Source organism: Nocardiopsis sp. JB363 (genome assembly GCF_900143625.1).
In the GTDB taxonomy this organism is placed as follows: domain Bacteria; phylum Actinomycetota; class Actinomycetes; order Streptosporangiales; family Streptosporangiaceae; genus Nocardiopsis.
In genome coordinates, this window is record NZ_FRFF01000205.1 from 1 (window position 1) to 19,924 (window position 19,924).

The following is a 19,924-nucleotide window of genomic DNA, read 5'->3' on the forward strand; positions in this document are numbered from 1 at the left end:
GACGAGCCCGCCCCCACCGACGAGCCCGCGCCCCGGCTCGCGAACGGACTGCCCCAGCGTCGACGCGGCCGGACCCTCGCCGCCGCCGTCGAACGCACCCGGACCGCCCCCGCGGACACCGGTCCCTCCACCGCGGCGAAGGGGTTCGGCGCCTTCCGCTCCGCCGTGCGCGGGCCGGCCGACTCACCCAAGGACACCTGATGGATCTCAAGACGCTCACCTGGCTGCTCGAAGGCCTCCTCGAACGCACGCCCGGTACCCGCCACGCCCTCGTGCTCTCCCGCGACGGACTCAAACTGTGCCACAGCTCCGGCCTGGGCACGGACAGTGCCGACCACCTCGCCGCGATCGCCGCCGGGCTCCAGAGCCTCGCCCACGGCGCCTCGATGGAGTTCGGCGACGGTGGAGGAGGGGTCCGCCAGGCCATGACCGAGTTCTATGGCGGCCTGCTGTTCATCGTGGAGGCCGGCCAGGGCGCCCACCTGGCCGTCATCACCTCCGACGAGGCCGACGCCGGCCTGGTCGGCCACAACATGAGCGAGCTGGTCGAGCAGATGAGCGAATACCTGACCACCCCGACCCGGGCCGGGACCGCGTGAGTCTCTCGGCCAGGCAAGAGGGCCCGGACCGGCTCTACGTCATCACCGCCGGACGCAGCGGCGGGGCCGACGAGACCCTGGACGCGGTGACCCTCATCGTGGCCGAGAGCGAGCCCACGCCCGGGATGCAGTCCGAGCACGCCCACATCCTGCGCCTGTGCGTGAGCCCTTTGTCGGTGGTCGAGGTCGCCGCCCACCTGGGGCTGCCCCTGACGGTCGTGCGCATCCTGCTCACCGATCTCGTCGACACCGGTCGGGTGACCGCGCGTCATCCGGCCCCCGCGCCCTCGCCGGCGTCCCCGCTCACCTCCCCGGACGTGTTGGAGAAGGTGCTCGTTGCACTCCACGACCTCTGAATCCGTACCCGCAGACAGAACCGGCGGCGCCCCGGAACTCCCACTTCCGGACAGCGCCGCCCAGGCCCTGAAGCTCGCCGTGGTCGGCGGTTTCGGGGTCGGCAAGACCACCATGGTGCGTGCCGTCAGCGAGATCAGGCCCCTGACCACCGAGGAGACCATGACGCGCGCGAGCGCGTCGGTGGACGACCTCCAAGGGGTGGAGGGCAAGAGCACCACCACCGTCGCCTTCGACTTCGGACGCATCACGCTGGACGCCACCTCGGTCCTGTACCTGTTCGGCGCGCCCGGACAGCAACGCTTCTGGTTCCTGTGGGACCGCCTGTTCTCCGGGGCCCTGGGCGCGGTCGTGCTCGTGGACACGCGCCGTCTGGAGGACTGCTTCTACGCCATCGATCGCCTGGAGGCCCAGGGCACCCCGTTCGTGGTGGCGCACAACGACTTCGGAGAGGCCGACCACCCCTTGGACGACGTGAGGGCCGCCCTGGACCTGGACCCGGCCGTGCCCCTGCTGCGCTGCGACGCCCGCGAGAGGGACTCCACCAAACAGGTGCTCATCGCCCTGGTCGAACACGTCCGCACCCTGGTGAAGGAGGGCCGACGATGAGCGGCTGCCCGATCACCCGGGGCCGTGTCCCCCTGCACGGCCCCGAGTTCCAAAGCGACCCGGCCGGTCTGTACCGGGCCATGCGCGCCGAATACGGCCCGGTGGTCCCGGTGACCATGGAGGGCGACGTCCCCGCCTGGCTGGTGGTGGGCTACCGCGAACTCCACCACGTCCTCACCGAGACCCGGGCGTTCCAACGCAGCTCCGCCCGCTGGAACGCCTGGGACCTGGTGCCGCCCCAGTGGCCGATGAGCCCCATGGTCATGCGCAACCCCACCATCCTCTTCTCCGAGGGGGAGGAACATCGACGCCGGGCCCGGGCGGTCAACGACGCCCTGGCGGCGGTGGACCAGCTCGAACTGCGCGCCATCGTCACCCGTATGGCTGATCGGCTCATCGACGGGTTCTGCGCCTCCGACGGCGTGGACCTGCGGGCCGCCTACACGGCGAGGCTGCCCGCCCAGGCCCTGGGCTGGATCTACGGTCTCGACGACACCGGCGCGGACCACCTCGCCGAGGTCATGACCACGATGATCGACGGTGGCCCGGACGCGATGAAGGCACGAGAGGCCCTCATCGGCCTCATGGCCGGCATCGTCGCCCGGAGCCGTTCCGCCCCCGGACCCGACCTGGTCTCACGGCTGCTCGCCCACCCCGCCGGGTACTCGACCGAGGAGATCATTCCCGAACTCATCGTGGTCCTGGGCGGTGGCAACCAGCCCACCTCCGAGTGGTTGGGCAACGCGCTGCGCCTGATGCTCACCGAGGACCGGTTCGAGGCCTCGCTCGTCGGAGCGCGCAGCAGCGCGCGCGAAGCCCTCAACGAGGTCCTGTGGGAGGACACCCCGACCCAGATCCACGCGGCCCGGTACGCCGTGCACGACGTGGAACTCGGTGGGACGTCGATCCGCGCGGGCGACATGCTGCTCCTGGGTCTGTCCGCCGCCAACCACGACCCCGGCGTGCGTTCGACGCACACCGAGGCCGGCGATCGCGGTAACCACGCCCACCTGTCGTTCTCGCACGGTGCGCACCGCTGCCCCTACCCCGCCCAGGAGATCGCCGAGGCCATCGCGATCACCGGCATCGAGGTCCTCATGGACCGCCTGCCCGACCTGGAGCTCGCCATACCCGCCCGAGAACTCCGCTGGCGCCCATCTCCTTGGATTCGAGGAGTGGCGTCCCTCCCCGTCACATTCACCCCCGCACCCCCACGAGGAGAACACTGATGTCCTGCCCGGTACAGCACGGATCCTCCGGAGCCCTCACTCTGGACCCCTACGTCAAGAACCTGCGCGCCGAACGCGAACTCCTGCACGCCGCGGGCCCCATCACCCGTGTCGACCTGCCCGGCGGTGTCTCCGCGTGGGCCGTGACCCACCACGAGGTCGGCCGCGCCACCCTCACCGACCCGCGCCTGGTCAAGGACATCGCCCACTGGGAGGACTACCAGCAGGGCCGTATCCCCGAGACGTGGCCGCTGATCAGTACCATCCCGCGCACCTCCACCAACCTCCTCGGCACCGACGGGGCCGAGCACAAGCGACTGCGTCTGCTCACCGCCAAGGCGTTCTCCGCGCGCAGCGTCGAGCGCCTGCGCCCGCGCGTGCACGAGATCACCAAGGGCCTGCTGGACGCCCTCGAACCCCACGCCGATCGACCCCTGGACCTCAAGGGCGAGTTCGCCTTCAAACTGCCGATGAACGTGATCGGCGAGCTCTACGGTGTGGACGCCGCCGAGCACGACTGGCTCCGCGACATGTACGTGAAGTTCTTCAGCACCGTCGCCGCGCCGCAGGAGTTCCTGCACACGTTCAAGACGTTGGAGCGCTACTACGACGACATGATCGTCCACAAGCGCGCGAACCCGGCCGACGACCTCACCACCGAACTGATCGAGGCGGTGGACAACGGCGACTTCCTCAGCGACCTGGAGATCCGCGGAACCCTCCAGGTGGTGGTCGCCGCCGGTCACGAGACCACCGTCAACCTGCTGTGCAACGCCGTCCGTGCCCTGCTCGCCCACCCCGAACAGTTCGACCTGGTCAAGAAGGGCGAGGTCGGCTGGGACGCGGTGGTGGAGGAGACCCTGCGCTTCGACCCGCCCACCTCCAACATGGTGTTCCGCTTCGCCACCGAGGACGTGGAGATCGGCGGGGTCACCATCAAGAAGGGCGAGGCGCTGATGACCTCCTACGGCGCGATCAGCCGCGACCGGGCCGAGCACGGCGAGGACCCGCACCCCGACACCTTCGACCTGACCCGCGACAAGGGCCGCCACATCTCCTTCGGCTACGGACCGCACGTGTGCCCGGGCTCGCACCTGGCGCGCATGGAGGGTCAGATCGCCCTTCCGCTGCTGTTCGAGCGCTTCCCGGACCTGCGGCTCGCCGTCGACGACTCCGAACTGGAGAACCACCCCTCCATCGTGGTGAACAGCCTCAAGGAACTCCCCGTGCTGCTGCGCCCCTGACCCACCGCCCGTGACCCGGCTTTCCCCGCCCGTCCCCCTGGGCCAGGGGAATGGTCTCCCTGCCGGTCACCTTCACCCCCCGTATCCCCCGAGGAGACTTCTGATGCCCTGCCCCGTACAGCACAACGCCGACGGCGTTCCGATCCTGCACGCGGTACCCGAGGACGTACAAGCCGACCGTGAACGCCTCCACCAGGAGGGCCCGCTCACCCGGGTGGAACTGCCCGGCGGTGTCATGGCCTGGGCCACCACCCACCACGAGGCGAGCCGGGCCACGCTCAACGATCCACGCCTGGTCAAGAGCGTCGACCACTGGGCCGACCTCCAGAACGGGGTGGTCACCAAGGAGTGGCCGCTGATGGCGACCATCCCCACCGACGACACCAACATGCTCGCCCTGGACGGCGCGGCGCATCGTCGGCTGCGCACGCTCACCGCCGGTCCGTTCTCCGCCCGCCGGGTGGAGCGGTTGCGTCCGCGCATCGAGCGCTTGACCACCCGCTACCTGGACGCCCTGGAGGAAGGGGCCCACGAACCCCAGGACCTGAAGTCGAGGTTGACCTTCAAGGTGCCCATGGGCGTCATCGGAGAGCTGTACGGAATCGAGGAGGACGAGTACGTCCACCTGGGACAGATGTACGCCAAGCTCTTCTCCGGCACCACCGAGCCGGGCGAGCACATCGAGATCTACGGTGCCCTGTTCCAGTTCTTCACCGACGTCGTCGCCCGTAAGAAGGCGAACCTGGACCAGTGCGACGACTTCACCGCCGACCTCCTCCGCGCCGGAACGGAGGGCGAGGACGGCCTCAGCGACATGGAGGTCGTCATCACCCTCCTGACGGTGGTGGCCGCCGGGCACGAGACCACCGTCAACCTGCTCACCAACGTGGTGCGCGCGCTGCTGAACCACCCCGAACAGCACGCCCTGCTCCGCGAGGGTGAGATCAGCTGGGACCAGGTCATCGAGGAGACCCTGCGTTTCGACCCGCCCAACAACGTCATGATGTTCCGTTTCGCCACCGAGGACGTCGAGGTGGCCGGGCGGACCATCGCGAAGGGCGAGGCGTTGCTGACCCACTACGGAGCGGCCACGCGGGACCGCGCCGAGTTCGGCGACGACGTGCACGTGTTCGACCCCGCCCGCACCGAGGGCCGCCACATCAGCTTCGGGTACGGGCCGCACATCTGCCCGGGCGCCCCGCTCTCCCGGCTGGAGGCCCGCGTCATCCTGCCGATGCTGTTCGAGCGGTTCCCGGACCTGCGGCTCGCCGTCCCGGACTCCGAACTCGTGGTGGTGGCGGCGCTGTCCACCAACAGCCTCAAGGAGTTCCCCGTGGTCCTGCGCCCGAGGAACTGACCAGACGGATCACCCTCGACCCGGCGTGGGTCGTCGTCCCGGACGGCCCACGCCATGGGCGTTCCAGGGTGGAGTCACAAAACCCTAAAAAAGTGTAGAAAACAGACAAGAAGTTGCATTTCGCTCTAGGGTCGATAGTCCGAGTGTCGTATCCGAGGGGGTGCGCGGACATGTCACGAACGACGACGGCGGCGGTGGCCACCGCCCTGCTGTTCCTCACCGGCTGCGGTCCCCTCCAGGGGATGGCCCCGGCACCCGGAGCCGCACCCGCGCCGGCCCCCGGGCAGGCCGTCGACCCCGAGGAAGCCGCCGAGTACATGACGGCGCTGGTCCGGTTCGGTGACCCCGAGAGCATGCGCGAGGGACTCACGCTCACCGAAGAGGACTCCACCGCCCACACCTACCTGCGTCACCACACCCAGATGGCGGCCGCCCACGCCGAGGCCGGCGACCCCTTGGCCAACGGCTCCCTGGAACCCCTGGACGACGGATTCCGCATGTGCCTCACCGGGTCGGAGGGCTGCGCGGACTTCACCGACTTCACCGCCGAGGACGACGGGTTACTGACCGGGTTCCACGTCGAGGGGCAGGACCCGGGCGAGCGCATGGTCACCGGGCACGGGGTCGCGGCGAGCTCCGCGGGGGTCGACGCCGTCCTGCTCACCGCCTACCAGAGCATCATCCACGACACCCTGGTGGTCACCGCCGAGTTCACCACCGTCGACGACGTCGACCTGGACCTGCCCGGCGCCGGCTACACCACCCCCGAGGGCGTTCGCACACGCGTGGAGGATGCCGTGGGCGAGTACTCCCTGACGGCAGGCACCGCCACCCAGGCGGTCCTGTACTTCCCGGACGCCCCCATCGGCGGCAAGCTCACCATCGGCGGTTGCCTGCCCGAGTGCTCCTCCCAGGTCCACCTGGAATTCCCCATCGACTGAGGGCCCTGCACGTCTGCAGAACACGTTGGGTACCGGCTCCGAGTCGGTGGCGGCGACCGACAGGACACCCGTGCCCGAGCGAGACCGCCACGATGACCGGGTTGTCCCACGGAGACCTGCGAGTACGGCCGCATGATGGGACCTTCGGGTCGTGGGACGCACGAGCCGATACCTTGGCGGCCGGGCCGTGACCCGGGACACTTCAGGGCCGGGGCGCTGTGGTGGAGGTCGGAGGTCACCGGGTGCTACGGATGCGGAGCCCGGCCACGCCCAACGCCCTGGCCGCCTTGCTCCTGTGCCTGCGTGACGCCACCGGCACGATCCCCACCGCTACTTCGCCTGGTCCGAAAACTCTCCGTGCGGGCGTTCTTCCGGTTCCTGGTGCTGAGGGCCGGTGGCGGGGCCGGGTTCACCCGGGAGATCCTCAGAGAGGTGGAACGCCGTCCGCGCATCGAGATCAGCCCGGTCCCTTCGATGGTCATCTATCAGGGCAAATCGGATCTGCATCCCGAGTGGCAGAGGCCCTCTTTGGTTTTGGGGAGGGTTGATGTCCGCATTCGGTCAAAGTCCAGTGTTTGATCAAGGTCGGAGAATCAACCTATCGCTCGACCGGGAGTGATTACCAAGGGTTCGCGTCGTTGCTCAAAGTGAATCCTATTGACCCCTTGTGTTCAGGTGGGGGTGCCGGTTAGTCTCGACGAGGATTAAATCGGATGTCATATATTCCATGCTGTGTTCTGATCATTGTATTCATGGGAGGATGCGTGGGGCGGAATTTCTCCTATCCGTGTGAGAAGATAGCCGTTCTGGGCCTTTTGTCCGAAGAGGTTCGTGAGATCCACGAGACAGCGAGGAATCTCGCTCTTTCCTACAAGGGCGGCGGGGAACCGCTGCCGTCGACCGAGGTGGTGCTCGCCGCGCACGGCCTTCCGCGCAGGGTGCGGGAGTTCCTGTACGAATCCTCCCTGCGGGACTCTCTGCACGCCGTCCTCGTTCGGGGGTACCACGTCGAACAGGGCGCTTTGGGTCCGACGCCGGAACACTGGCGGCAGGCGGAGAACCCGGCCTCGGCGACCTACTCCTGTGCCCTGTTGCTCCTGTCGGCCCTTGTGGGCGAGGTGATCGGCTGGGAGTCGCAGCAGGACGCCAGAATCGTCACCGACGTCCTGCCCAGTCGTGGCTCCGAACATTCCCTGGTCAGCTCGTCGAGCGTCGCAGAGCTGGGTTGGCACACCGAGGACGCCTTCTCTCAGCATCGCGCCGACCACGTGGGACTGATGTGCCTGCGGGGGGCCGAAGGGGCGGCCACGACCCTGTCCTCGGTCCGTTCGGAGCAGCTCTCCGCGCGCACACTGGAACTTCTGGGGCGGAGGTACTTCCTCATCAGACCTGACGACGCGCACACCGCTGAGGATGACTCCGGGATCCGCCCGGTGGCCCTGCTGGGTGAAGAGGCCGGCGCCCGGGTCCTGCGGATCGACCGTGACTTCACCAGGCCGCTTGCCGGGGTGGAGGGTGCGGCGGAAGCCTTGGACGAACTCGTCCGGGCGCTGGACGACGGAGTCTACGACCTGCGTCTGGAGTCGGGCGATGTGTGCTTTATCGACAACCGGAACGCGGTACACGGGCGCAGACCCTTCAAGCCCCGTTTCGACGGCAGCGACAGATGGCTCAAACGCGTCAATCTGGTGACCGACCTCCGGCGTACGAGGAGTGGGAGATCCGGGCCCCGGAGCAGAATCATCAAAGGGATCGAGTCCTAGAGTCGAAGAGAACGATGTCCTACGAGTCATGATTTTCCTGATTTCCGGGAAATGTCATACTTTTTGTTTTCGGGGGCGGCGATGAATCGATCAATGCGAGGTTTTATGCTCAGTGAAGAGCAGATCAAGAAGTACGGCGAAGACGGATACCTCCTGCTGGAAAACCTGTTCTCTGAGGCAGAGATCGGTCGCTGCGTCAGTGAATTCGAGAAGGTCGCCTCCGTCGACTCACCCGAACTCATCCGGGAGTCGGAGTCGGGCGAGGTACGCGGCCATCACGGTGCGCACCTGACCGTCCCGTTCTTCGACCGCCTCGTCCGGGTACGCCGGCTCCTGGAGCCCGCCCGGCAGGTCCTCGGCAGCCCGGTGTACGTCCACCAGTTCAAGATCAACGCCAAACGCGCTCTGGTGGGTGAGGTCTGGGAGTGGCACCAGGACTTCCTCTTCTGGAAGGAGGAGGACGGGATGCCGGAACCCCGCGCGGTCAACTTCGGGATCTTCTTGGACGACGTCACCGAGTTCAACGGGCCCCTCATGGTCGTTCCCGGCTCTCACCGGGAGGACCTGTACGACGCCGATCCCGTGGGCGAGGGCACCTGGGAGAGCACCCTGGCCGCCCGGCTGCGCTACCGGATCAGCGCCGGCACCCTCGCCGACTCCACGCGGGGATCACGGATCGTGGCACCGAAGGGGAAACGCGGTTCCGTGCTGATGTTCGACTGCACGATCCTGCACGCGTCGACCGCGAACATGTCGCCACACGACCGCCGCATGCTGTTCGTGAGCTACAACAGCACGGACAATCCGCTGAGCGAGGTGCCCCGTCCACGCCCGGAGTTCGTTGCCGCACGTGATTTCTCGCCCTTGGCCGAGGTGGTCCATGGCTCGTCCCTTCTCGACCCCTGAGCCCCGTCCGCACCACAAACCGCGAGGGATGATGCAGATGACCGGCCATGGGAACGGTCGCACCGTCACCGAGACCCCCCTGACTCCGGGGCAGCAGGGGATCTGGCTCCAAGAGCGCATGGGAGCGGGCGCGGCCTACAACGTGGCGATCGCCTACCGCATTACCGGTGACCTCGACCCGGGGGCCCTGGCCGACGCAGTGAGCGCGGTGGTCTTGCGGCACGAGGTCCTGGGGATGACGGTCCTGGAGCGTGGAGGCGAGGTCGTCGGCGCTGTACCGGACACGCCCCCGATCCCGGACACCGTTCGGTTCGCGGGCCCGTCAGAGGAGGTCCGGAGTCGGATCGAGGAGGTGGCGAACCGTCCGTTCGACCTTACCCGGGAGGCCCCGTTCCGCGCCCTGATCGCGGAGTCGCAGGACATCCCGGATGAGTACTTCCTGTGCCTGGTGGTCCATCACATGGTCTTCGACGATTGGTCGTCGCGGATCCTCCTCGACGAGATCTCCGAGGAGTACCGGAGGTGGACGGCGGACGGGCCGACCTCCCCACCCGGACCCACCGCCGCCTACGCGGTCCTGCGCTCTCGAAAGATCGACCCGGTCGCCCGCGACAGGGACCTCGCATGGTGGGAGGAGGCGCTCCGGGACGCACCGGAGTTCCTGGAACTTCCGCGCCGCTCCCGCGAGGGCGCCTCAAGGGATACCCACCTGCCCCGCCCCGTGGGCACGGCGCACACTCGGCTGGACGTGGACACTGCGCGGCGTGTGCGCGAACTCGCCGCCGCGCACGGGTGCACGGACTTCGTCACCCACTTGGCCGCCTGGGCCGCCCTCGTCGGCGTGTACTCCGGTCAGGACGACGTCCTGGTCGGAACACCCGTGACTCAGCGGTCGGACCCCGCAACACAGCACCTGGTCGGTTACCTCCTCGACACGGTGGTGGTCCGGGCGGCGGTGGACCCCGGACTCTCCTTCTCGGCCCTGCTCACCATGGTGCGTGAGACCCTCTTCGACTGCCTCGAACACGATCGGGTCTCCCACGAGGAGGTGGCCCGCCACCTGGCCGCCGGGCGAGCGGATCCGTCCTCGCGGTTGTTCTCGGTCTGGTTCGCTTCGGAGGAGGCCGACGGGGAGGAGCTGCACCTGCCCCGTGCGAAGACCGAACGGACCGAATCCCTGTCCCGGTGGGCCAAATTCGACCTGGCGCTCTTCTGTTCCTTCTCCGATGCGGGGACGTCGGTCGCGCTGGAATTCGATGCCGCGCAGTACGACGAGCAGACGATGGAGCGCATGGCACGGCACTACGCGGGGCTGCTCGACGCGGTGAGCGCCGACCCCTCACGGCCTCTGCGCGACATCTCCCTTCCGGACGCACAGGAGCTGCGCTCCCTGGAACTGTGGGGGAGGGCACCGCGACCGGAGCCCGAGGAGTTCCACCACCTGTTCGCCGCCTTCGCCGATGCGGCCACCGCTCACTCCGGGCGCACAGCCCTCGAACACGGGGACCACTCCTGCACGTACGCCGAACTGGCCGCGCACACTGCCTCGGTGGCGCGCGCGCTGCTCGACCACGGTGTCCGAAGGGGACACGCGGTGGGCGTCGCCGTCGACCGGTCGGTGGGGATGATCGCCGCCGTGCTGGGCATCCTGAGGGTCGGCGCCCATTACGTGGCACTGGATCCGGACCACCCCCATGCCCGACTGGCGCACATGGTCTCCGACACCGGCCTGTCCGTGGTCCTCACCGGCGCGGAGGGCGGGGGGCCATGGTCCGAGTTCGGTGCCCGGCCGGTACCCGTGCCCGAGCCGTGGGAGACGGATCCCACCTCGTCGGGGACCGGTCCCGACGATGGTTCGAAGGACAAGCCGGCCGAAGGGCGGGGGAGGTCGGTCGCCGACGTCGCCTATGTCACCTACACGTCTGGGTCCACTGGGGCACCCAAGGGTATCCGCATGTCGCACCGGGCGGCCTGGAACCTCATCGGTTGGCAGCGGCGGCACTACCCGCACCTCGGCGAGGGTAGCCGTACCCTCCAGTTCGCATCCCTCGGGTTCGACGTCTCCCTCCAAGAGATCTTCGGGACGTTGACCGTCGGCGGCACCCTGGTCCTCATCGATCAGGCCCAGCGCGACGCCGTGCACGACCTGATGCGGTTGGTCGACCGGGAACGGATCGAGCGGTTGTTCGCACCTGCCCCAGTGGTGATCGAGGCCGCCGAGAGCGCTCACGCCCAGGGCGTCGTCCCGCGTTCGCTGCGCGCCCTCATCTCCGGGTCCGAGCAGCTCGTGGTGACCGAGGCACTGCGGGAGACTCTACGGCGTGTGCCGGGGGCCGCGCTCCACAATGAGTACGGGCCCAGCGAAACGCACGTCGCCACGGTGTACTGGGCCCCCGATGACCCCTCGGAGTGGAGTACTTGGCTACCCGTGGGACGGCCCATCGGGCACACACGCGTCAGGCTGCTCGACCAGGTCGGCCGCCGGGTACCGGTGGGCTCCGTCGGGGAAGTGTTCATCAGTGGCCCCGGACTGGCCGAGGGCTACTCGAAGATGCCCGCGGTCACGGCCGGGACCTTCGTCCCCGATCCCTTCTCAGAGGAGCCGGGGGCACGGATGTATCGCACGGGTGACCTGGCGAGGTATCTGCCTGACGGGAACCTGGAATACCTGGGGCGGAATGACGGCCAGGTGAAGATCCGGGGGTTCCGTGTCGAGCTGGAGGCGGTGCGCTCTGTGCTGGACGAGGCTCCCTGTGTGGCCGGCGGTTTCGTGCGCTGCGACTCCCGAGGCGGTGAGGCCGTCATCGTGGGCTACTGGGTGCCCACCGACCCGGACACGGTCCTCGACGGAGACCGGCGCGAGCGGGCGCGCGAGGCCCTGCTCCTGCACATGCGGGGCCGGCTGCCCTCCTACATGCTCCCCTCGGTGCTGATCCCGCTGCGGCGCCTTCCCCTCACCGCCAACGGCAAGGTCGATCAGCGCGAACTGCCCGTACCCGACTGGGACGAGGGCACGGCGGACGTGCGAGGGGACCGCGCCGCCCCGTCCTCTGACCCGCTGGTGGGGGCGATCCGCACCGCGATGGCCGAGGTCCTGGGCCGGTCGGAGGTAGGTGAAGAGGAGGACTTCTTTTCCCTGGGCGGCCACTCCCTCAAGGCGAACCGGCTCGTGTGGGTCCTGGCCGCATCCCACGGGGTCGAGATCCTCCTGCGCCCGGTGTTCGAGGAACGCACCCCGCTGCGGTTGGCGCGCGCCGCGCGATGGATCGCGCCCCTTCGATCCGGGCTTCCTCAACCCGGGCCTCCGGAACAGAGGACGGTTCCGAACGAGGAGTCCGACGCTGCGGCCAACAGTTCCGCGACGCGGAACGCACGCCTGCTCGCGCTGATCGACGAGATTGGAGCCACTGATGACGACCGCACGTGAGGCCGCCTCCGTGGAGGGGGTCCCGACCCACTCCGTGGTGGTGAACCACGAGGAGCAGTACTCGGTGTGGCGTACCGACCGCCCCCGCCCTGTGGGCTGGGACGATGCCGGGTTCCAGGGCGACTATGAGGAGTGCCTGGACCATATCGAACGGGTCTGGACGGACATGCGACCGCGCTCGGCCCGGCCCGAGGAACGGTAGAGCGGCGTGCCGACCGGCGTTGACGCCGGCGCGTCGACGACTCAGCGCCCAGAGAGGACCCCCTTCATGCAGCCGTGCACTTCGGTGACGGAATCGTTCGCCGAGACCGTCGCGACCACTCCCGATTCCGTCGCGATCATCGGCCCCGACACGGAACACACCTTCCGTGAGGTCGACGCGATGGCAGACCTCCTCGTCGGCGCCCTGTACCGTGCCGGTCTTCGTTGGGGCGAGCGTGTGGTGTTCCTCGGGGAACGGGACACCACCTTCCCCGTGATCACACTCGCGGTCCTTCGCGCCGGTGCGATCCATGTGCCGCTGGACCCCGAGTGGCCGACCGAGCGGAACCGACACGTCGTCGCCCGCGGTCCGGTGCGGTTCGCGCTGGTCACTTGCGAGCAGACGGCGGCGGCATCGGCGGAGCTGGGGATTCCGCACGTCCTGAGCGTCCACCGGGTCCTGGCCGACCCCGAAGGGGTTCCCTGGCGCCCGGACCGTGTTCCAGGGGGCGCGGAAGCCGCCTATATCGCCCACACGTCGGGCTCCAGCGGGCCACCCAAGGGGGTGGTGACCGCCCACGGGTCCCTGGCCGCGCACTGCCGACGGTTCGCGCGGCGACTCGGGCTGGACTCCCACTCGCGAGTCCTCCAGTTCACCTCCGCCACGATCGATATCTCGCTGGAGGAGATCCACACGGCCTGGGCCGTGGGCGCTCCGGTGGTGACCCTGCCCGTTGAACACCGCTCCGACATCGTCCGTTTCGCGGAGTACGTCGACCGCTTCCGGGTCGGTTTCGTGGACCTGCCGACCTCCTTCTGGAGACTCTGGTCGGAGGCGATCGAGGCCGGTGACGTGCCGCCACCCCACGCAGGGCTGGTCGCGGTGGGGGTAGGCAGCGAGGAGGTTCCGGAGAAGGACGTGCGTCGGTGGCTCGCCCTGCCCGGGATGCGGACTCCGCTGTACAACCTCTATGGGTCGACCGAGACCAGCATTACCACGGTCGTGGAGGGCCCGATCACCGGGGGCGCACCCGAACCGGGCGGGGTTGTCGGCCGGCCCATGCCCGGGGTGACGTGCTACGTCCTGGACCCGGACCTGAATCCTGTGGCCCCGGGGGAGGCCGGCGAGCTCTACATGAGCGGTGACGTCACCGCGCTCGGCTATGACGGCGACCCTTGGGCGACCGCGCGCCGGTTCGTACCGGATCCCTTTTCCGACGTCCCCGGAACCCGGATGTACGGGATGGGGGATCGGGTGAGCGTCGACCAGGACGGGCGGTTGCGTTACCACGGCCGACTCGACCGCACGTTGAAGGTGCACGGCTTCAGCGTCGATCCCGCCGACGTCGAGGAGGTCATCGTCGGGACACCCGGTGTGTGCTCGGCTCGGGTAGGCCTGGACAGCGACGAACCCGGGGCCCGGCTCATCGCGGAGGTGATGGTCGAGGTGGACGAAGAGAAGCAGGTTCGGGCGGGCTGGCGGGACGTCTACGACGCGATCTACTCCGGGTCGGAGCGCCATGACCGGACGGCCGGGCTCGACGCGACCGGATGGTTCAGCGCCAGGGACAGCTCCCTGATCGGCGAGGACGCCATGCGCTCCTGGCGGGACGACACCGCGGCCCGGCTGCTAGAGCTGCGGCCGCGCCGTGTCCTGGACCTGGGCTGCGGTACCGGCATGATCCTGCACGCCCTGGCCCCGCACATCGAGCGTTATGTGGGTGTGGACTTCTCCTCGGAGGCGATCGGCCGCCTTCGAGAGAACGCGGTGGCCCTCGCCTCCGGCCTGGAACCGGTGTTCGTCGAGGCCGACATCTCCGACGCTCTGGACCAGATGGAGGAAGAGTTCGACCTGGTGGTGCTGAACTCCGTCGTCCAGCACTTCATCGCCGCCGACCGGCTGCACGCGGTCCTGACCACCGCGGCCGCGCGGACGGTGCCCGGAGCCACGCTGTTCGTCGGGGACGTCCGCAACCTGGACCACTCCGGCGACTACCACCGGTGGGTCCGCAGGGGGCGTCCGGAGGGGGCCGAACTGGACGAGGGTGAGCTGCTTCTCTCCCCTGGGTACTTCGCGGCGATCGGGGAGCTGGACGACCGCCCGGTCCGGGTCCGGGTCGACGCCAAGGATGTGACCGACAGCGAGATGGGGCTCTTCCGGTTCGACGCACTCCTCCACCTGGACCACGCGCCTGCGGCCGGCGCGGATCGGGTCTCGGTAGCGGATCGCACCGACAGCGCCATGATCGCCGCCGCCCTGGCTGACCGGGTCGTCCCTGGAAGGCCGCTACTGGTCAGGGACGTGCCCTTGGCGGACATCAGGCTTCCGGGACTGGCCGAGGCCGGTGTGGACGTCCCCTCCGTCGGGTATCGGGCCCCTACTCTGGCCGCCGATCTGGAGCCCTTCGGCGTTCGGGTCCGGGCCACCCCCGGCCGGTCCGGGCCCTGTCGGCGTGACATCGTGTTCCACCGGGACGGAGACAAGGAGGCGGCCGAAGCGGCCCTGCTCGCCGGCCACCGTTCCTCGGGCCTGCCCGCGGCCAACAACCCGGGGGAACGGCACCGTCGCGGCCTGGTCTCGGCCATCATCGAACGGGTGCGCACCGCTCTGCCCCGGCAGTCGTGGCCCGCCGACTACCGAATGGTCGACATCGCGGAGTCCGACCTCCCCGGGACCCCGGGGGCGCCCGAAGAGTCCTCCGTGCGCGGGAACCCCGATCACCGGTCCGCGATCGAGGCCGAGATCACCGAGGTGTGGCAGGTCGCCCTGGGCGGTCAGGAGGTCGGCGTCCACGACGACTTCTTCGATCTGGGCGGAAACAGCCTGAACATGGCTCGGATCCTGACCAGGGTGCGCCGGACGTATGGTGTGGAACTCTCCGCGAAGGACTTCTTCGCGGAGCCCACCGTCACCGGGCTCTCCGCGCTGGTCGCGGCCCGACGCACCGGCTCGCTCCGGGTGTCTGCGGTGGACGGCCCCCGTCCGGGAACCGCGACGAGCGGCCCCGCCTCCCACGCCCAGGAGCGGCTGTGGTTCCTGAACCGCCTCCATCCCGGTTCCACCGCCTACAACAGCTCGTTCGCGTTCACCGTGCAGGGCCCGGCGGACCCCGCCGCGCTGGCCGGAGCAGTGCGGGCCGTGGCCCGGGAGCACCCCGTGCTGAGGACCGCCCTGCACCAAGTGGACGGGGCCCTGCGCCAGACCATCACCGACCGTCTCCCGGAGGTGCGCGAACTCATCGCGGTTCCCGGGGAGAGGCCGCTGGAGAATGCCCTGTCCGCCTCGGAACGGGCCTTTGTCGCCGCACCGTTCGACCTGGCTGCCGCAGAGGTCTTCCGGCTCGGGTGGTCGCACATCGAGGGAGCCCGTACCCGGTTGGTCTTCGCACTGCACCACGCGGTGATCGACGAATGGTCGCTGCGGCCCTTTTTCGAGTCGTTCAGCCGAGCCTACGCCGCCGAACTCGTCGGTGCCCGTGTTGAGCCGGCCCCCCTACCAGTGCGCTACCTGGACCACAGCGTGTGGGAGCGCGAGCCCGAACAGGAGCACGCGCGTCGGGAAAACGAAACCTTTTGGCGAGGGCTCCTGCGCGACCTTCCCCCTCGGAGCACCTTCCCCCTGGACGCACCTGTCCCCGCGATCCGTAGCGGTCGGGGGGCACGGGTGTCCATCCCGTTGCCGGAACGGTTCGCGCGACGGGCCCAACGCCTCATCGTTCGGGAGGGGGTCACGCCCTACCAGTTCTGGCTGTCGATGTTCGGGTTGTTCCTGGCCCGAGAGGTGGGATCGCGTGAGGTCGTCGTTGGGGTGCCCAGCGCCAACAGGCCCACAGCCGAGTCCGAGGCCATTGTGGGATTCTTCGTCAACACTCTGCCGATCCGGTTGGACCTGCGGGATAACCCGACGGTGACGGAGTTCGTCACCAGGACCGCCGGGGTACTGATGGAGGCGCAGAACGCCGAGAGTGTGCCGCTCCAGCGCATTGCCGAGCTCGTTGGGGGATCACGCGACGCCACGGGGAACCCTCTGTTCCAGACGATGGTCATACTGGAACCCGAGGAGTCCCTTGGCCTGGAACTCCACGGACACGAGGCCGTTCCCATCGACGCCGATGAACCGAGCTCCACCGTCGACCTGTCCCTCATCGTGCGCACGGACGAGGACGGGTCCCCGCTTCCGCACTTCTGCTACAGCACCGACCTGTTCGACACACGAGTGGTCGACGCGATGCGCGACCGGTTCCTGAACCTGCTCGGGGACGTGCTCTCCGACCCCGAGCGCAGAGCCGGTGACCCCTCTTCCGTCCCGTTCTCTCCCTCTTCGCTGGCGGGCCCCACCGTGGACCAGTCAGCTCTGGAGTTGGTGCACACGGTGGTCCGCCGCGTCGCTGAACGGCACCCCGACCGGGTCGCGGTGATCGACGGTACCCGAGAATTCGACTATCGGGCGCTGGTCGCCTGGGCCGATCGCATCGCAGCGCAGATCACCGCTCGCGGTGCCGTACCGGACTTCGTTCCCCTCCACATGGGCGGTGGCGCCCACATGGTGGCGTCGATGCTGGCCGTGAACTCCCTGGGGGCGGCCTTCGTGCCGATCGACCCGGACTGGCCCGATCCGCGCGTCCGAACGACCCTGGAGGATCTGGGCGCACCGTATCGCCTGGTGAGAAGGGAGTCGGACGGGGGAGTACAGCACGGAACGGAACCGGTCCCCGTGCCGTCCCCTCCCGGACGGAACGACATCCCGGTCTCCGTGCGGGAGTGGTCCGACACCGACTTGGACGCGGCGATGTACGTGCTCCACACGTCCGGCAGTACCGGCCGCCCCAAGGGAGCGATCAACCGCCACCGGGCTGTGGCCAATCGCCTGGACTGGATGGACCGCGAGTTCGGCACCGAGGCCGCCCGCGCGGTACTACAGACCACACCACCGCACTACGACAGCTGTGTGTGGGAGTATTTCTGGCCCCTCGTCAATGGGGGCACCACGGTCGTCGGCCCCGTGTCCCTCCAGGCCGACCCGGGCGCCCTGTGCGAGATGATCGCCCGGCACCGGATCACCACCATCGACATGGTGCCCGGCCTGTTCCGGAACCTGCTGGACCACGTGGCCGCGCGACCGGAGCGGCACGCGGACCTCGACGGCCTGCGGATCGTGGTGGTGGGCGGCGAGGAGTGCACACCCGCGGTCGTCCGCGCCGTGCGAGGGCTCGGATTGTCCGCCCGGATGTTCAACCTGTACGGACCGACGGAAGCCGGGATTGGGTCCGTCCAGTACGAACTCGGCTCCGAACCCCTGCACCGGGTCCCCATCGGCAAGCCCATCCAGAACACCACCGCGCTGGTCCTCGATGAGAACCTGGCCCCCGTCCCCTTGGGGCTGCGCGGCGAACTCTTTCTCGGCGGAGCGTGTGTGGGCCGCGGCTACCTCGGCGCCCCCGCCGCGACACGGCGCCGTTTCCTGCGCACCGACGGCCACGGACTGATCTACCGCACCGGAGACGCGGCCCGGGTCAGGGCCGACGGCTCCCTCGACTTCCTCGGCCGACTCGACGACCAGACCAACATCTCCGGTGTCCGAGTGGAACCGTCGGAGATCGTCCAGGTGGTCGAGGCCGTCCCCGGCGTGCGGGAGGCGGTCGTCGTCGAGGTCCGCGACCCTGCCGACACGAGCGACCGCGCCGCGTTGGAGGACCTTGTCATCGGCGCACTCACCGCACATGACCCCCAGGCCAGGGCCGCAGCCCTGGCCGCGCTGGAACTGGTGGAGCAGGGCAATGACTGATACCGAAACCGGCCGACCGGAGCCGATCCCCTACGCCGCGAACATCCTGCGGCGACACCGCGACCTGTCGCTCTCCTTGGACTTCACGCGGGACTCCTATGTCGCGGCGCCCAGAGCCGAACAACGCCACTGGGTGATCAACCGCGCCGTCAACGAACTACTGGAGCAACTACGCCACCTGGACATGGTCGCCCCCGAGTACGTCGGCGGAGCCACTCGTGACGAGATCGAGTCGGGGGAGTGGTCCCGCAGCACCGCTACCTACACCGGGGACGAACTCCTCATCGAGGGCCAACAGGTGATGCAGAACTGGGAGATCCCTCTCATGCTCAGACTGGCGGAAGTGGTGACCGAAGGCCGCGGGGACGTCCTGGAAGTGGGGTTCGGGCTGGGGCTCTCCGCAACCTTCATCGAGGACCTCGGTGTCCGGTCGCACACCATCGTGGAATTCAACGCCGAGGTCGCCGAGGTGGCCCGCGCTTGGGCGGAACGGCGGCCGCCGGGATCGGACATCGAGATCCTCCACGGCAGCTGGCAGGAACGCTGTCCGCGGCTGGGGTTGTTCGACGGGATGATCTGGGACGCCTTTCCCACAAGCGAGCGCGAGTTCGACCAGTACGTGCTGCGCGACTCCACGGTGGCGGAGAGCTTCTTCCCGGTGGCCTCCGCCCACCTCAGGAAGGGCGGGATCTTCACCTACTACACCAACGAGGAGGACTCGCTGAGCCGTCGGCACCAGAGGTGCCTACTGCGCTACTTCTCCTCGTTCGGTGTCGAGGTGGTGAGCGGCCTGCGGCCACCGGACGACTGCGAATACTGGTGGAGTGATCGAATGTGCGTTGTCAGGGCGGTGAAGTGACGATGGAGCCATCAGCGGACAGCGGAGCCGCATACGAGGAGGCGCGTGCGCGCCTGCGGAACCTGGACGGGGCCGCACTCGAACGGCTGGGATCCCTCCTCGGCGCGGACACGCACGAGTACGGTGACCGGCGGTTGGTTTCGTACGTGACGGTGGAGAAGGACCGCGGACCGAGCGGGGGCCAGATCCGAGCGGCGCTGACCGAGCTGCTTCCCCTGGCGATGATCCCGGACGATGTCGTGGTGGTGGAAGAGATCGTGCGCACCGCCGGTGGGAAGGTGGACCGTGCCGCGTTGCGGGCGACCCACACGGCCGGAGAACGTTCGGCCGCATCCGACGGCGACGAGGTGCAACGATTCGTCCACGAGACATGGCGCCGGGTGGTGGACCTGCCACCGGGCACGGTGATCACGGACTTCTTCGACGCGGGCGGCACCTCCCTGAGGGCACTGCGGGCGCTGCACACGATCAACGCCGCGCTGTCGACCTCCGTGCCCTTGGTGGCGATGTTCCGAAGGCCCCGTACCGATCTGTTCGCCGTCTACCTGACCGAACACGCGGGGGAGGCCGGAAACGGACCGTTGCGGGCGGCGGCCTCGGCCGCGTTGGACCGGCTGCGCGACGACGACCGGTCCTTTCTGGTGGGGTGA

The 19,924-nt window shown here is 68.8% G+C and carries 14 protein-coding genes and 1 pseudogene; all 15 read left to right on the top strand.

Annotation, left to right across the window (positions count from 1 at the left end; all coding sequences use genetic code 11):
• Positions 1–201: pseudogene (locus BQ8420_RS30935) on the top strand (ATP-binding protein); the annotation flags it as partial.
• The gene (locus tag BQ8420_RS30940; protein ID WP_087104070.1) at positions 201–599 is read left to right on the top strand and encodes a roadblock/LC7 domain-containing protein; all 399 of its coding nucleotides are present in this window, start codon (positions 201–203) and stop codon (positions 597–599) included. The pseudogene BQ8420_RS30935 and the gene BQ8420_RS30940, both read left to right, overlap by 1 nt.
• Positions 596–955, top strand: coding sequence for a DUF742 domain-containing protein (locus BQ8420_RS30945; protein ID WP_087104072.1), 360 nt, complete (start codon positions 596–598; stop codon positions 953–955). The genes BQ8420_RS30940 and BQ8420_RS30945 overlap by 4 nt, the downstream gene beginning before the upstream one ends.
• Entirely contained in the window at positions 936–1,562 is a 627-nt protein-coding gene (locus BQ8420_RS30950; protein WP_087104074.1) for an ATP/GTP-binding protein, read from the top strand. Before BQ8420_RS30945 ends, BQ8420_RS30950 begins: the two co-directional genes overlap by 20 nt.
• Positions 1,559–2,791 carry a cytochrome P450 gene (locus BQ8420_RS30955; RefSeq protein ID WP_087104076.1) on the top strand — a complete coding sequence of 411 codons (1,233 nt, stop codon included), beginning with the start codon at positions 1,559–1,561 and terminating at the stop codon, positions 2,789–2,791. Before BQ8420_RS30950 ends, BQ8420_RS30955 begins: the two co-directional genes overlap by 4 nt.
• Positions 2,791–4,035, top strand: a complete 1,245-nt coding sequence (locus tag BQ8420_RS30960; protein ID WP_087104078.1) for a cytochrome P450 — start codon at positions 2,791–2,793, stop codon at positions 4,033–4,035. The genes BQ8420_RS30955 and BQ8420_RS30960 overlap by 1 nt, the downstream gene beginning before the upstream one ends.
• A 103-nt stretch (positions 4,036–4,138) precedes the next feature.
• Positions 4,139–5,392 carry a cytochrome P450 gene (locus BQ8420_RS30965; RefSeq protein WP_087104080.1) on the top strand — a complete coding sequence of 418 codons (1,254 nt, stop codon included), beginning with the start codon at positions 4,139–4,141 and terminating at the stop codon, positions 5,390–5,392.
• Between the two features lie 170 nt (positions 5,393–5,562).
• Positions 5,563–6,333 carry a hypothetical protein gene (locus tag BQ8420_RS30970; protein WP_087104082.1) on the top strand — a complete coding sequence of 257 codons (771 nt, stop codon included), beginning with the start codon at positions 5,563–5,565 and terminating at the stop codon, positions 6,331–6,333.
• 815 nt (positions 6,334–7,148) lie between these two features.
• Complete coding sequence (locus BQ8420_RS30980; protein ID WP_160049505.1) at positions 7,149–8,096, top strand: TauD/TfdA family dioxygenase; 948 nt, start codon at positions 7,149–7,151, stop codon at positions 8,094–8,096.
• 105 nt (positions 8,097–8,201) lie between these two features.
• Entirely contained in the window at positions 8,202–9,002 is an 801-nt protein-coding gene (locus tag BQ8420_RS30985; protein WP_087104086.1) for a phytanoyl-CoA dioxygenase family protein, read from the top strand.
• Positions 9,003–9,030: 28 nt separating this feature from the next.
• The gene (locus BQ8420_RS30990; RefSeq protein WP_160049507.1) at positions 9,031–12,429 is read left to right on the top strand and encodes a non-ribosomal peptide synthetase; all 3,399 of its coding nucleotides are present in this window, start codon (positions 9,031–9,033) and stop codon (positions 12,427–12,429) included.
• The gene (locus BQ8420_RS30995) at positions 12,413–12,631 is read left to right on the top strand and encodes an MbtH family NRPS accessory protein (RefSeq protein ID WP_087104090.1); all 219 of its coding nucleotides are present in this window, start codon (positions 12,413–12,415) and stop codon (positions 12,629–12,631) included. The genes BQ8420_RS30990 and BQ8420_RS30995 overlap by 17 nt, the downstream gene beginning before the upstream one ends.
• Positions 12,632–12,697: 66 nt before the next feature.
• Positions 12,698–18,415 carry a non-ribosomal peptide synthetase gene (locus BQ8420_RS31000; protein WP_087104092.1) on the top strand — a complete coding sequence of 1,906 codons (5,718 nt, stop codon included), beginning with the start codon at positions 12,698–12,700 and terminating at the stop codon, positions 18,413–18,415.
• A complete protein-coding gene (locus tag BQ8420_RS31005; RefSeq protein ID WP_200816164.1) occupies positions 18,408–19,274 on the top strand; it encodes a class I SAM-dependent methyltransferase in 867 nt (288 codons plus the stop codon). The genes BQ8420_RS31000 and BQ8420_RS31005 overlap by 8 nt, the downstream gene beginning before the upstream one ends.
• A gap of 2 nt (positions 19,275–19,276) precedes the next feature.
• A complete protein-coding gene (locus BQ8420_RS31010; RefSeq protein WP_087104094.1) occupies positions 19,277–19,924 on the top strand; it encodes a phosphopantetheine-binding protein in 648 nt (215 codons plus the stop codon).

What these genes read in the sequence shown, in the direction of transcription:
- BQ8420_RS30940 (WP_087104070.1), top strand. Translation starts at nt 201, where the DNA reads ATGGATCTCAAGACGCTCACCTGGCTGCTCGAAGGCCTCCTCGAACGC.
- BQ8420_RS30955 (WP_087104076.1), top strand. Translation starts at nt 1,559, where the DNA reads ATGAGCGGCTGCCCGATCACCCGGGGCCGTGTCCCCCTGCACGGCCCC.
- BQ8420_RS30960 (WP_087104078.1), top strand. Translation starts at nt 2,791, where the DNA reads ATGTCCTGCCCGGTACAGCACGGATCCTCCGGAGCCCTCACTCTGGAC.
- BQ8420_RS30965 (WP_087104080.1), top strand. Translation starts at nt 4,139, where the DNA reads ATGCCCTGCCCCGTACAGCACAACGCCGACGGCGTTCCGATCCTGCAC.
- BQ8420_RS30970 (WP_087104082.1), top strand. Translation starts at nt 5,563, where the DNA reads ATGTCACGAACGACGACGGCGGCGGTGGCCACCGCCCTGCTGTTCCTC.
- BQ8420_RS30985 (WP_087104086.1), top strand. Translation starts at nt 8,202, where the DNA reads ATGCTCAGTGAAGAGCAGATCAAGAAGTACGGCGAAGACGGATACCTC.
- BQ8420_RS30990 (WP_160049507.1), top strand. Translation starts at nt 9,031, where the DNA reads ATGATGCAGATGACCGGCCATGGGAACGGTCGCACCGTCACCGAGACC.
- BQ8420_RS30995 (WP_087104090.1), top strand. Translation starts at nt 12,413, where the DNA reads ATGACGACCGCACGTGAGGCCGCCTCCGTGGAGGGGGTCCCGACCCAC.
- BQ8420_RS31000 (WP_087104092.1), top strand. Translation starts at nt 12,698, where the DNA reads ATGCAGCCGTGCACTTCGGTGACGGAATCGTTCGCCGAGACCGTCGCG.
- BQ8420_RS31005 (WP_200816164.1), top strand. Translation starts at nt 18,408, where the DNA reads ATGACTGATACCGAAACCGGCCGACCGGAGCCGATCCCCTACGCCGCG.
- BQ8420_RS31010 (WP_087104094.1), top strand. Translation starts at nt 19,277, where the DNA reads ATGGAGCCATCAGCGGACAGCGGAGCCGCATACGAGGAGGCGCGTGCG.